This window comes from Xenorhabdus griffiniae, assembly GCF_037265215.1.
GTDB lineage: Bacteria > Pseudomonadota > Gammaproteobacteria > Enterobacterales > Enterobacteriaceae > Xenorhabdus > Xenorhabdus griffiniae.
Genome location: NZ_CP147737.1, coordinates 2,426,229 through 2,440,413 on the forward strand (window position 1 = coordinate 2,426,229; position 14,185 = coordinate 2,440,413).

A 14,185-nucleotide genomic window follows, 5' to 3' on the forward strand; every position below is an offset into this window, starting at 1 on the left:
AATTAGAAGTAACTGACAAAATTCGTCAAATCTGGCGTTGCAACTTTTGCAGGTGCCCTCAGTTCTGGGGTTCCTAAGTACAAGAATCCTACAATCTTGTCATTTTCCTCACATCCCAAGCCGGCCTTAACAATGGGATCTTCTGTCCATGAGCCTGAACGCCATATGCCACCAAAACCTTGGGTGATTGCAGCCATTTGCATCGCGTGAACGGCACACCCCGCAGCAACCACTTGTTCCCATGCCGGAACTTTTGCATGTTCAACGACCTTAGCGATAACGGTAATAATCATAGGTGCTCGGTAAGGGGCATTTTTTGCTTTCTCCTCAACATCCTTGCCCAGCCCGCCCTCAATGGCTGCTTTTTCAAGAAGATGACTGAATTTATTTATACCTTCCCCTTCCATCACAATAAAATGCCAAGGACGCAAAGCCCCGTGGTCAGGCGCTCTCATTCCTGCGGCTAAAATATGCTGCAATTCATTACCTTTTGGGGCGGGGGTTGTTAAACGTGAAACTGAACGACGATTTAACAAAAGTTCCAAAGCATTCATTATTTTCTCCTAAATAAGATAATCTGTTTAAACCCACATTCTCTGTTTATTCGTTAATGAATGAAAGCATATAAACTGTTTTTTCAATCAATAACATGATTTCCAGCTGACATTTCCCAACGAGCTGATTAGGATAATCCCATTTAGATACCATAACCGGAGACAATATGCGCAAATTATGGCACTTCACGGCAGCATTATTTAAATGGAGTTGGAAACTCCTGAATTTTGCTCGCCAGTTTATTTTCAATCTTATTTTTATTCTGTTGATTGCTGTTATCGTTGTTGGGGTTATCGTTTACCAGCAACAATCCAAACTTGACGATAACTATCACGGAGCATTGTATGTCAACCTATCTGGTATCGTTCTTGATCAAGTAACTGATCGCAGTCCATTTGAACAATTCACCCGAGATCTGGTTGGGCCATCCAGTGGCAATAACAAAGAAACTTCCGTGTTTGACGTTGTTGACAGCATTCGCCGCGCAAAAAACGATCCCAAAATTACAGGCATGGTATTAAAGCTAACTGATTTCATCGGCGCAGACCAGACCTCTATGAGGTATATTGGCAAGGCTATCAACGAATTTAAAGCGACGGGTAAGCCTGTTTTTGCGATCGATGGTTCTTACAGCCAAGCACAATATCATTTAGCCAGCTATGCCGATAAAATATATTTATCTCCCCTCGGTACTGTTGATATCCACGGTTTTTCCACCAACCATTTATACTACAAGTCATTGTTAGATACGTTAAAAATATCTACCCATATTTTCCGTGTGGGAACCTATAAATCAGCCGTTGAACCCATGCTACGTGACGATATGTCAAAAGAGGCGCGTGAAGCTGATAGCCTCTGGCTCAACGAATTGTGGAACAATTACTTAAATACTATTGCCGTTAACCGACACATCCCTGCCGATCAGGTCTTCCCTGGCGCAGCCAACTTTCTCGAGAAATTCCGCAAAGCTGGCGGAGACTTTTCACTGTATGCATACCAAAACAAACTGGTGGACTATATTGAGCCACGCAGCGCCGTTGAAAAGGAAATGCGGGAGAAATTCGGTTGGAATAAAGAACAAAAACATTTCAATTACATCAGCATCTATGATTACATCAACCAAAAACCAGTACAAGATACAGACAATAAAGGCAATATTGCTGTCATTGTTGCTGAAGGTGCAATCTTAGAAGGCAAGCAATCACCGGGTATCGTTGGAAGTGACACTATTGTTGAACAACTGCATACCGCACACCATAACCCCAACATAAAAGCGATCGTATTACGAGTGAACAGCCCAGGTGGCAGTATCAGTGCGTCCGAAATTATTCGTAATGAATTGGCAGCCATCCGAAATGACAAGACCGGAAATGCGAAACCTATTGTAGTTTCCATGGGCGGGACTACTGCATCAGGGGGTTACTGGATATCTACTCCTGCTAACTACATCATTGCTGATCCGGTTACCTTAACAGGCTCGATTGGTATTTTTGGTGTCATTCAAACCTTTGAGAAAAGCCTCAATTATATTGGTGTGAATACCGACGGTATTTCAACAACACCATTCGCCGATATTTCTGCAACTAAAGGTATCAACCAGACATTTTCAGATACAATGCAGCTCGCTATTGAAAATGGCTACCGTAAGTTTATTGGGCTGGTTGCAGTCGCCCGTAATAAGTCTGTGGATGAAATCGATAATATCGCTCAAGGGCGTGTTTGGAGTGGCATTGATGCCAAAAAGCATGGTTTAGTCGATCAGCTGGGTGATTTTGATGATGCCGTTAAAAAAGCCGCTGAGCTGGCAAAGGTCAAAGATGTATCACTGGATTGGATGCAACCTGAACTTTCATTCTCGGAAAAATTCATGCTGGGACTGACTTCATCAGCGCAAGCACTATTACCCAATACTTTGCAGTCAATGTTACCGGCTCCATTTGCTGAAGTCGCCCAAGATGTGCAAAAACAAGCTGCATTTTATAAGAATATGAAAGATCCGCAGAATATCTACACATTCTGTCTGAATTGTGTCGATATTCGTTAAAATAATTGACTAAGTTTCCAACAGATTTAAAGCCTGATTTCACCATCAGGCTTTTTTTATTCTTGATACTCCCTATAATCCAGCTAAATGTTTTTATTGAGGCGTTATCATGCAGAAGAAATCGATCTATGTTGTTTACACTGGCGGTACTATTGGGATGCAACATTCCCCTAATGGATATATTCCCGTTTCCGGTCATTTACAGCAACAACTCGCCAAGATGCCAGAATTTCACCGCCCTGAAATGCCGATATTCACGATCCGTGAACACCAACCCCTGATTGATTCTTCTGATATGAGTCCTGACGACTGGAGCATTATCGCAAATGATATTTATCAGAATTATCATGATTATGATGGCTTTGTTATTCTGCACGGTACAGATACCATGGCTTTCACAGCGTCAGCACTCTCCTTCATGTGCGAAAACCTTAATAAACCCATTATTGTGACAGGGTCACAAATTCCTCTGGAAGCATTGCGTTCCGATGGACAAACCAATCTTCTTAATGCGCTGTATCTCGCAGCAAATTATCCTATTAACGAAGTCGGCCTGTTTTTTAACAATAAGTTATTTCGTGGCAATAGAACAATTAAAGCCCATGCAGATGGTTTTAATGCTTTTTCATCCCCTAACTGCCCCCCACTGATGGAAGCCGGAATAAATATTCGCACCTTCAAAACAAATCCTATACCGGTTAGTCACGGCGAATTTGTTGTGAATACCATCACACCACAACCGATTGGTGTCGTGACTATCTATCCGGGATTATCCAGTCAGGTGGTAGACAATATTCTCATGCAACCAGTCAAGGCGTTAATTTTACGCTCGTACGGTGTTGGCAATGCTCCGCAACGTGCTGATTTGTTACAAACGTTAAAGGAAGCAACTGAGAGAGGCATTATTGTGGTTAATTTGACACAATGTATTTCAGGCCGAGTCAACATGGAAGGCTATGCGACTGGTCACTCTCTAGCGGCATCAGGTGTTATCAGCGGTTATGACATGACTTTCGAGGCAACTTTAACGAAATTGCACTATTTATTAAGCCAATCTTATACTTCTGAAGAGATCCGCTATCTGATGCAACAAAATCTGCGGGGAGAATTGAGTTATGCTGATGAATAATAAACAGATGAGTCGAGAAATATGATGAAAACCGCATTATTACTTATCGATCTACAAAACGACTTTTGTACGGGGGGCGCCCTGGCTGTTAAAGATAGTGATGCAGTGATTGAAGTCGCAAATAATGTTATTGCACGATGTCAGGCAAACAATATCACTGTTATCGCCACTCAGGATTGGCATCCGGCTAACCATATGAGCTTTGCCGAAAACTCAGGACAAAAAGTAGGTGAATTAGGCGAACTCAATGGCATTCCTCAAGTATGGTGGCCGAATCACTGTATACAAGGAGAGTTTGGTGCAGAATTTCATCCTTTGTTAAATCAATCTGCTATTCAGGCAATTTTTCGCAAAGGTGAAAATCCCCAAATAGATAGCTACAGTGCATTCTTTGATAATGACCATAAAAGCAAAACCCATCTGGATGATTGGCTAACAGAGCAGAAGATACAACGTCTGATTGTCATGGGTATCGCCACTGATTACTGCGTAAAATTTACTGTACTTGATGCCCTGACACTAGGTTATGAAACTTATGTCATTATTGATGGCTGCCGTGGTGTTAATATCCAGAAAGATGATAGCCAACAAGCATTTGAGGAAATGGCCAGAAAAGGGGCTACATTAATTCCACAAAGTGAAATTATATCCATTTTATAACCTCCTTGAATCATTCATAAAATTAAAAAGAGCCTCGTCCTTCAACAGAAATAGGGCGAGGTTCTTAATTCATGCCATTTCAATCTTCCGACTGAGGTTTTAATTTTGCAACCATGTCGGACTGAAATATAGCCTTTAACTCCTGCTTACTTTTTATGGTAATTTGGCCGTCTGTGCCAATCGTCATATGTTCAGGATCATGGTTATATTTTGCTTGCCAGAGCATCACCGCCTGTAAACTGTATTCTTTCTGTTCTGGCGTAAGTGGTACACCATCCTGCCATTTTCCCAGTTCGACAGCCTGAACTAATCGCTGATAAATTTCAGGAGTCATGGCGGAGAGTAAATCATCCAACTTCATCGAAATTTCCTTAATGGCTATATGCTCTATTTCACTACATATTTTACTTGTACGATTGTAAGCCGTCATGGTTATTATTAATATAATTGACCTTAAGAACCGTTAAGACGACTTTGTCAAAAAATAAGCTGAATCGTTTCTTTTTAGCTCATAAAGCCAACATTTCATTTAAATTCAGAGTATTCAAATAACATTAACCTGCCGTTTCTTCACCTGTTTCTTTCTCAACAAAACGCAGCGCTGCTGAATTAATACAAAAACGTTCCCCTGTCGGTTTCGGGCCATCAGGAAAGACATGCCCCAAATGTGCCTGACATTGGCTACAACGCACCTCTATCCGATGCATATTATGAGAATAATCATCAATATATGTGATAGAGCCATCACTAATCGGTTGGTAAAAGCTTGGCCATCCACATCCCGAATCAAACTTCGTATCAGAAACAAATAATGGCTGGCGGCAACACAAGCAATAATAAATGCCATTTTTTTTGTTGTGCAGTAGTTTCCCTGAAAATGGCGGCTCAGTACCTGCTTCTTGCGTAACATAGCGCTGCATTGTACTAAGTTGTTCTATAGAAAGGGAAATATTTTGACTTTTAGTCATAATGACCACCTTTTAAGGTCAATATTTTCAATAAAATATCATCGGAAACAATCCAAAATTAACACCAAAATGTCAAAACGCATTCTAACCCATCCAACATAGCAATTTACTTTACTAATTGTGATAAGTCTCACATAACTAACCAATGGTAACTTTAAATATCTCCTTATACCCCGATAATGGTGTGCGTAGAGCTTGTTCCAGCTGTATAACAATCGTCTAGATAGTGATTCTTAAATTGATCTTTTTCAATTGTTGACACGATTCCGCTTGACGGCTGGCAAGATTTTGGTAACTTTAGAAACAACTTTTAATTCACTAAAAAATAGCTGGTGGAATACTATGACTATCAAAGTAGGTATTAACGGTTTTGGTCGTATCGGCCGTATTGTTTTCCGTGCTGCTCAAGAGCGTTCAGACATTGAAATCGTTGCGATCAATGATCTGTTGGATGCAGAATACATGGCATACATGCTGAAATACGATTCAACCCACGGCCGCTTCAACGGTACTGTTGAAGTTAAAGACGGTCAACTGGTTGTTAACGGCAAAACCATCCGTATGACATCTGAAAGAGACCCAGCTAACCTGAAATGGAACGAAGTGGGTGTTGATGTTGTTGCAGAAGCAACGGGTATTTTCCTGACTGACGAAACTGCACGTAAACATATCGCTGCGGGCGCGAAAAAAGTTGTTCTGACTGGTCCATCCAAAGACAATACGCCAATGTTCGTTATGGGTGTCAACCACAATGCCTACGCAGGCCAGGATATCGTTTCCAACGCATCCTGTACCACTAACTGTCTAGCTCCACTGGCTAAAGTTATCAATGACAAATTCGGCATCATTGAAGGTCTGATGACTACCGTTCACGCAACAACCGCTACCCAGAAAACAGTTGATGGTCCTTCAGCAAAAGACTGGCGTGGTGGCCGTGGTGCAGCACAGAACATCATCCCATCTTCTACTGGCGCAGCAAAAGCAGTAGGCAAAGTTATCCCAGAACTGAACGGCAAACTGACTGGTATGTCTTTCCGTGTTCCTACTCCTAACGTTTCTGTTGTTGACCTGACTGCACGTCTGGCTAAACCAGCAACTTATGCAGAAATTTGTGACGCGATTAAAGAAGCCGCAGAAGGCGAACTGAAAGGCATTCTGGGCTATACTGAAGATGACGTTGTTTCCACTGATTTCAACGGCGAAAAACTGACTTCTGTATTTGATGCAAAAGCAGGTATCGCGCTGAACGATAACTTTGTAAAACTGGTTTCCTGGTATGACAACGAAACCGGTTATTCCAATAAAGTTCTGGATCTGATCGCTCACATCTCCAAATAATTGAGCTTTTATCCAATTTCAAAAGCCATCTGTTTACAGATGGCTTTTATGTTTATATAACTAAAATATTGAGATATTCTTATTCCTTAGTTCAACGGCCAACTTAAGTTTACATAAGGTCATGACAGATGCTTGATAAAATTTTCTCATTACCGATTGTAGAGCAGCTCTCCCCTTATATTAGCCAGCGAAACATGGACGGTTTTCCGTTAATTGTTGTTTCCCATCCTAAAGCTCGCGGCGTGATCAGTCTTCAAGGTGCACACCTGATTACCTGGCAACCCAACAACGAAAAACCCGTATTATGGGTAAGTGATAACACTCTTTTCAGCGCAGGCACGGCTATTCGTGGTGGTATTCCCATCTGTTGGCCTTGGTTTGGTTCGTTTACAGCGCCCAGCCATGGATTTGCACGGATACTTCCCTGGGAACTCAAAGCCCATGATGAGAATGAAAATGGCGTTATTTTGACGTTCACATTACAGGATAATGCATATACCCGTAAGTTATGTCCACATGAATTCACGCTAATTGCCCGCTTTAAATTGGGGGAAACGTGTGAAATAGAATTAGAATCCCACGGTGAATATCAAGCCATGTGCGCTCTTCACTCTTACTTCAATGTAAGTGACATCAATCAAATTCGGGTTAGTGGGCTTGGTTCACATTTTATTGATACCCTCACCGATAGCGAGCAATATATCGATGAAGATTTAGCCTTCCACGGGAGAACAGACCGCATTTATACAGAATCAGACGATTTTAACCTGCTTAGAGATCCGCTATGGAAACGAACAATTGAAATACATCACTATCACCATAGCGAAGTAGTATGCTGGAATCCTGGTGCTGCACTTTCCAGTAGTATGAAAGATATGAGCAAAGAAGGTTATAAAAATATGGCCTGTATCGAAACTGCACGTATCAATAACCCATTACAGCCCAAGAATGGCAATCCTGACAGACTTTCTGTCATTATCCGCTGCCGTAAGTTCTCAGATAATAATCAGCCAAGTGGAATATAGAACAGGCATTTATTCCAAAACCAAGGATAAAATGCCTGAATGCTTTAAGATAGAAAGGATTAAACCACAGTGACAGGAACGCGTTTCGCTAAAGCGCACAACAGCTCGTAACCAATGGTTCCTGCCGAGTTTGCCACTTCATCTACGGGTAGATTTTCTCCCCATAACTCGACAATACTACCTATGTTTGCCTGAGGACACGGAGTCAAATCAACCGTCATCATATCCATTGATATAGCACCCAATAACCGGGTACGAACACCATCAACCATAACAGGCGTTCCCGTTGGGGCATGTCGCGGATATCCATCCGCATAACCACAGGCAACTGTACCGACACGCATGGGTTTTGGGGTTATATAGTGGCTGCCATAGCCAATTTTTTCCCCCTTGGGAAGTTCATGTACTGCAATGATTTCACTTTGTAGCGTCATGGCTGATTTCAACCCAATATCGGCAATATCACACCACTTGCCACTGGGAGATGCACCATAAAGAATAATACCTGGCCGTACCCAATCTTTATGTGTTTTCGGATGCCATAACACAGCACCAGAATTCGCCAGGCAGTGAGGCAGTGAATTCATTTGCAAACATTCAATAACCGCGAATTGTTCATCAATACCCATTTCGTTATCCGAATTGGCAAAATGAGTCATTAAAGTCACTGATTTAATATTTTTAACTTTCCTCGCCATTGAAACTATCTGTGGATACTCTTTTGGGGTGAATCCCAATCGATTCATACCACTATTGAGTTTCAAATAGATATCAATGGGAGCATCTAAATAAGTTTTTCCTATCTCATCCAGCTGCCAACGACTATGCACTACCGTTGTCAAACGGTATCGATTGATAATCTGCAAATCCGCGGGTTTGAAAAAACCCTCCAATAGCAAAATTGGCCCTTGCCATCCCTGCTCCCTTAAATAAATAGCTTCATTCATGTCAAGCAGTGCAAATCCATCTGTCTGCATGAGTGATTGCCATATTCTGTCCAATCCATGCCCATACGCATCCGCTTTTACTACCGACCAAATTTTACTGTTACCCACCATTTGACGAATAACCGACAGATTATGGCGAAATGCATCGAGATGGATCGTTGCCAAAATAGGACGTGGCATGACGACCTCTTCTTATAGTTTATTAATTTATGCTGTGTGTAAATGAGGCTTCATTGAAAACACTTTTATATTAAAGCCATCAATGTATCTGAATACAGAGAGATCATCTGCCGCAATATCGGGCTTTTTGCCTGAAATTAAATCAGCCAGTAACTTCCCTGAACCACAGGCCATCGTCCAACCTAGTGTTCCATGTCCCGTATTTAAATAAAGATTTGCATATTTGGTTGGCCCAACAATGGGGGTACCGTCCGGAGTCATAGGACGCAAACCCGTCCAGAATGAAGCCTCCGTCATATTGCCCCCATTGTGGTATAGATCCTGTACAACCATTTTCAACGTTTCACAACGATTCTGGAGGACATTCAAATTAAATCCGACCACTTCTGCCATACCACCAACGCGAATACGATTATCAAAACGCGTAATGGCGATCTTGTAAGTTTCATCCAGCACAGTTGAGACAGGTGCTTTTGATTCGTCCATGATCGGCATCGTCAATGAATAACCTTTCAGCGGATAAACCGGAATTTTAATCCATTCTTTTAATAGTTCAGTGGAATAAGATCCCATCGCTACCACATAGTGATCCGCCGTCATGATACCATCATCACATTGAACACCCGTGACTTTATTTCCATCCACCAAAATCCGTTTAACTTGCTTATTGAATACAAACTGCACACCAATATCTTCAGCCATTTTGGCCAGAGCTTTGGTAAAAAGCTGACAATCACCCGTTTCATCATTTGGTAATTGCAACCCGCCAGTCAGTTTATGAGAAGCATTAGCAAGCGCTGGCTCCACTGTAGCTAATTGCTCAGCAGTCAATAATCGATAAGGAACGCCCTCTTGCTGTAACACTTTGATATCATTGGCAGCATTATCAAATTGTTTAGTGGTTCTGAACAATTGCAGGGTTCCCCCCTGACGTCCTTCATATTGGATCCCCGTGTCGGCCCTTAGCTGTTTAATACAATCCCGACTATATTCTGCCAAACGTACCATTCTGCTTTTATTCATCGCGTAATGGCTTGCATCACAATTACGCAGCATTTGCCACATCCAGCGTAACTGAAACAGGGAACCATCGGGGCGAATAGCTAAAGGTGCGTGACGTTGAAACATCCACTTTATTGCTTTTAGTGGGATACCTGGAGCTCCCCAAGGGGTTGCATACCCTGGTGAGATTTGGCCGGCATTAGCGGCACTAGTTTCTTCCGCAGCACTATTCTGGCGATCAATTACGGTAACTTCATGGCCTGCTTGTGCAAGATACCATGCGCTGGTTACGCCAATAACACCGCTGCCTAAAATAAGGACCTTCATTTTACCCCCTACTGGCACGTGATATTTGCAAGCATAATATGCTAAACATAAAAAGCCAATACAGAATAATAGACTATGACACAATTAATTAACTTTTAGGATTTAAGTCACATTTACATGACAAAATATAAAAAACATATTCCTTCAATAACCGTATATTTTTCATATAAAATCATTTAAATCAAATAATTAAAGAAGATAAAAATACTGCTTACCCCATTAATTTCTACTTATTAAGGTGATTTTTATGGCAAAAAACAAACATTTCATTCACAAGAATCTGTTTTATAAAATTCCAATAAAATTAAAATTTTTAGAATTTTACATAATATCGCGGTTAATTAAGTAGAATAATAATTTAAAAAATTGCATTACACAGTTAGGAGTGTTTTTAAATGGCACACATGTGTTAAGTGATGATTAGAGAGATACCCCAGAAACATATACCAATCCAACTTTAAGTTGCAGCTTGCAAATCAATGTGATTGTTTATATCTCCCCGCTACGCGGGGAGATATAAGACGCATCTTGAAAGGCGATTGGTATAGATAATTACGCATCATATAATTGCATATTATATGACCATGATATTACTACATAACTGGGGTAAATAAATGTAACCAACAGCGAGGCAAACAAAAAACGAAGAGTTTAACCAACTAAGACGTGTTCCTGTTAATGCGTTGATCTTTCCGTCAATTCATTGATCATAATACCCTGCATACTATGCCAGATAATGCCACTTTCTTTACCATAATTACGCACACAACCCATAATCTTATCATAGGCTTTTTCCCGACATAATGAGCTTAACTGCTGGTAGAAATTCAACGCCAAATTACGTGCTTCAGGACTGGAGAAATAATAACGACCAACACGGGTATACAACCCTTTCAGCCCATTAATAATCAAACCATAAATTGGGTTTCCTGACGCAAAAGCCAGACCACGGAAAATATCATAGTCCACAGAGCTGAAAGCTTCAGCGGTATCTTCCACGTTTTCTTTTTCTGCCAAAATTTCCAATGATTTTTCAGGATTGTTCCTAAATGCAGTGCGGATAAAGATGGCAGCGATATTGGTTCGCACTGCCAATAAGTTATCAATCAACTGGGGAACACGATCATGATCAAGACGCGCCAAAGTTTCCAGAATATTAAGACCGGATGTTTCCCAAAAATTATTAACCTTGGTTGGTTTGCCATGCTGAATAGTCAACCAACCATCACGGGCCAGGCGCTGCAACACTTCACGCAAGGTCGTGCGGGTGACACCGATCAATTCAGATAATTCACGTTCTGCTGGCAGTATGGAGCCGGGTGGAAAACGATTATTCCAAATACTTTCAATGATATACTCTTCCGCGAAACTCGCAGGACTTTGAGCCTTAATTACCATAATTTTAATTATTCCAAAGCAGTTTTCTTGGCTAATAATAGCGGTTGATGATACCAGAATGTGCTTGCTCGACATAGTTACCTGGTAAATAAACCGTGAAAGAGTGAAAGGGCTCATAAAAAATGCGATCATTGGTAGATTAATTATGCGCTAATGCTCTTAAATTGCTATCGCATTGAGCGTACTATACCGCTCCGATATGTTTCTATAGTGGTCGTTTGATTTATCGCTACTGAAATTTTTTCTACATATCCACAAAGAGGAATATTAATAATAATGGAAATCAGTATCCGACGTGCCGTGGTGAAGAACTTTCTCGGCAATTCGCCAGATTGGTATAAACTAGCTATTATTGTCTTTCTGATTATCAATCCACTGGTCTATTTCTTTATCAGCCCTTTTGTTGCTGGCTGGATGCTCGTTGTTGAGTTTATCTTCACATTGGCAATGGCATTAAAATGTTATCCTCTGCAACCTGGAGGATTACTCGCTATTGAAGCAGTCATCATTGGAATGACTTCACCAAAACAAATAGGTCATGAAATTGCCAACAATCTGGAAGTCATTTTATTGCTGATTTTCATGGTTGCGGGCATTTACTTCATGAAACAGTTATTGCTGTTTGTTTTCACAAAGCTGCTACTAAATATCCGTTCCAAGAAAATGCTGGCATTAGCATTCTGCCTGGCGAGTGCTTTCTTGTCCGCTTTCCTTGATGCCCTGACTGTCATTGCCGTTGTCATCAGTGTTTCAATTGGGTTTTACGCCATCTATCACCGCTTTCTATCCCATAATGGCAGTTCTGAACTGAGTGATGATAAGTACATTGACAGTGAGGATAAAAGACAAACGCTGGAACAGTTCCGGGCATTTCTGCGCAGTCTGATGATGCATGCGGGGGTTGGTACTGCACTGGGTGGTGTGATGACTATGGTTGGTGAACCCCAAAACCTGATTATTGCCAAACATGTTGATTGGGATTTTGTCACATTTTTTATTCGCATGTCGCCAATCACCATTCCTGTGTTCATTTGTGGCTTGCTGGTCTGTTTGCTAGTTGAACATTTTAAACTGTTCGGTTACGGTGCTGAATTACCTGAGCGTGTTCGCTCTGTTCTGGAAGATTACGACCAAAAAGCCAGTGAAAAACGTACCCGCCAAGAAAAAGCCCAGCTTGCTGTTCAGGCATTGATCGGCATCTGGCTGATTGTAGCACTGGCTTTTCATTTGGCTGAAGTGGGTTTGATTGGCTTATCAGTCATTATCTTAGCGACCGCATTCTGTGGTATTACCGAAGAACATGCGTTAGGTAAAGCATTTGAGGAAGCTTTACCGTTTACTGCCCTGTTAACCGTGTTTTTCTCTGTGGTTGCCGTCATTGTTGACCAACAACTGTTTGCGCCATTTATTCAATTTGTCTTGCAGTCTTCACCCGCTTCACAGCTTTCCTTATTCTACTTGTTCAACGGATTGCTCTCTACGGTTTCTGATAACGTTTTCGTCGGTACGGTTTACATTAATGAAGCGCTTATCGCCCTAAAGAGTGGTCTGATTTCACAACAACAATACGAGTATTTGGCCGTTGCTATCAACACAGGAACTAACTTACCATCCGTGGCAACCCCTAATGGACAAGCCGCTTTTCTGTTCCTGCTAACTTCTGCCTTGTCTCCATTGATCCGTCTCTCTTATGGTCGCATGGTCATGATGGCCTTGCCTTATACCATTGTGATGACACTAGTAGGACTGTTGTGTGTTGAATTCTGGTTAGTGCCTGCCACTGAATATCTCATCAAACTTGGTTTGATCACGCCACTATAATTAAGGACTCAGCTATATCCTGCCGGATGGTGTGTTTTTGCATACCATCCGGTTTTTTTGATAATCACTTTCCTGAAAAAAATAGCTCAGTTAATTTTAATTTTATTTTTTTATGGCTGATGAAACGGCACAATAAGCCAGTTAATTATCTTGAAAAGATGGGAAGAAAAGAAAATGTTTCGATTTTTAAGTCAAAGTTCCCAAGGGCGAGGCGCATGGTTATTGATGGCGTTGACCGCTCTTATCCTGGAAGCGACAGCACTCTATTTTCAACATGTGATGCAGTTACAGCCTTGCGTGATGTGCATTTATGAACGTGTTGCGTTGTTTGGTATTTTAGGCGCTGCGCTGCTTGGTGCAATCGCACCAAAAACGCCTTTGCGCTGGTTAGCGATCCTGCTGTGGATTTATAGCGCATGGCAAGGATTACAACTGGCATGGCATCACACCATGATACAGTTATACCCTTCCCCGTTTAATACTTGTGACTTTTTTGTCCAATTTCCATCTTGGTTACCATTGAATGACTGGTTACCCTCAGTTTTTCAGGCGTTTGGGGATTGTTCAATAAAACAGTGGGAATTTTTAACACTGGATATGCCGCAATGGCTGATTGGTATTTTTGCCGCTTACCTGCTGGTGAGTATATTGGTGTTAGTGAGCCAATTTTTTCGAAATCAGGATAGATATTAAGAGTAAAAAATTGTCCCAAAAGGAGTCTCTAAAGGCTCCTTTTAACCTACCTTCCCTATATTCAATTCTCTATCACAATAATAAAAACGCGATCTGCA

General features: G+C 41.4%; 13 protein-coding genes. 7 read left to right on the top strand and 6 right to left on the bottom strand.

The window, feature by feature from the left end:
• Nucleotides 1–2: 2 nt before the first annotated feature.
• Complete coding sequence (locus tag WDV75_RS10490) at nt 3–554, bottom strand: NAD(P)H nitroreductase (protein WP_273557576.1); 552 nt, start codon at nt 552–554, stop codon at nt 3–5.
• Between the two features lie 167 nt (nt 555–721).
• Between WDV75_RS10490 and sppA the strand changes: the two genes are divergently transcribed.
• The 3 genes from sppA to pncA all read left to right on the top strand — a co-directional run bounded on the left by sppA (nt 722) and on the right by pncA (nt 4,388).
• Nucleotides 722–2,599, top strand: a complete 1,878-nt coding sequence (sppA, locus tag WDV75_RS10495; RefSeq protein WP_273557575.1) for a signal peptide peptidase SppA — start codon at nt 722–724, stop codon at nt 2,597–2,599.
• Nucleotides 2,600–2,708: 109 nt separating this feature from the next.
• On the top strand, nt 2,709–3,728 hold the full coding sequence (gene ansA / locus WDV75_RS10500) for an asparaginase (protein ID WP_273557574.1): 1,020 nt from the start codon (nt 2,709–2,711) through the stop codon (nt 3,726–3,728).
• 24 nt (nt 3,729–3,752) lie between these two features.
• Nucleotides 3,753–4,388, top strand: a complete 636-nt coding sequence (gene pncA, locus WDV75_RS10505) for a bifunctional nicotinamidase/pyrazinamidase (protein ID WP_273557714.1) — start codon at nt 3,753–3,755, stop codon at nt 4,386–4,388.
• Between the two features lie 79 nt (nt 4,389–4,467).
• Here the strand turns inward: pncA and WDV75_RS10510 are convergent, their stop codons facing one another.
• Nucleotides 4,468–4,749 carry a YeaC family protein gene (locus WDV75_RS10510; RefSeq protein ID WP_099132353.1) on the bottom strand — a complete coding sequence of 94 codons (282 nt, stop codon included), beginning with the start codon at nt 4,747–4,749 and terminating at the stop codon, nt 4,468–4,470.
• 193 nt (nt 4,750–4,942) lie between these two features.
• The gene (gene msrB / locus WDV75_RS10515; RefSeq protein ID WP_273557573.1) at nt 4,943–5,356 is read right to left on the bottom strand and encodes a peptide-methionine (R)-S-oxide reductase MsrB; all 414 of its coding nucleotides are present in this window, start codon (nt 5,354–5,356) and stop codon (nt 4,943–4,945) included.
• Nucleotides 5,357–5,698: 342 nt separating this feature from the next.
• Here msrB and gapA point away from each other — a divergent pair, with 342 nt between their 5' ends.
• Nucleotides 5,699–6,694 (top strand): glyceraldehyde-3-phosphate dehydrogenase, encoded by a 996-nt coding sequence (gapA, locus tag WDV75_RS10520; RefSeq protein ID WP_273557572.1) that lies wholly within the window; start codon nt 5,699–5,701, stop codon nt 6,692–6,694.
• Nucleotides 6,695–6,822: 128 nt separating this feature from the next.
• Nucleotides 6,823–7,719: a D-hexose-6-phosphate mutarotase gene (locus tag WDV75_RS10525; protein WP_273557571.1), complete on the top strand. Its 897-nt coding sequence runs from the start codon at nt 6,823–6,825 to the stop codon at nt 7,717–7,719.
• Between the two features lie 59 nt (nt 7,720–7,778).
• Here WDV75_RS10525 and alr read toward each other — a convergent pair whose 3' ends face one another.
• From alr to fadR, 3 genes are all read right to left on the bottom strand, one after another.
• Entirely contained in the window at nt 7,779–8,846 is a 1,068-nt protein-coding gene (gene alr, locus WDV75_RS10530) for an alanine racemase (RefSeq protein ID WP_273557570.1), read from the bottom strand.
• A gap of 27 nt (nt 8,847–8,873) precedes the next feature.
• Nucleotides 8,874–10,175, bottom strand: a complete 1,302-nt coding sequence (locus tag WDV75_RS10535; RefSeq protein WP_273557569.1) for a D-amino acid dehydrogenase — start codon at nt 10,173–10,175, stop codon at nt 8,874–8,876.
• Between the two features lie 675 nt (nt 10,176–10,850).
• Nucleotides 10,851–11,573 (bottom strand): fatty acid metabolism transcriptional regulator FadR, encoded by a 723-nt coding sequence (fadR, locus tag WDV75_RS10540; RefSeq protein ID WP_189758937.1) that lies wholly within the window; start codon nt 11,571–11,573, stop codon nt 10,851–10,853.
• 276 nt (nt 11,574–11,849) lie between these two features.
• Between fadR and nhaB the strand changes: the two genes are divergently transcribed.
• Nucleotides 11,850–13,394: a sodium/proton antiporter NhaB gene (gene nhaB / locus WDV75_RS10545; RefSeq protein WP_273557568.1), complete on the top strand. Its 1,545-nt coding sequence runs from the start codon at nt 11,850–11,852 to the stop codon at nt 13,392–13,394.
• Nucleotides 13,395–13,568: 174 nt separating this feature from the next.
• Entirely contained in the window at nt 13,569–14,087 is a 519-nt protein-coding gene (dsbB, locus tag WDV75_RS10550; protein ID WP_273557567.1) for a disulfide bond formation protein DsbB, read from the top strand.
• The last annotated feature ends 98 nt before the right edge of the window (nt 14,088–14,185 follow it).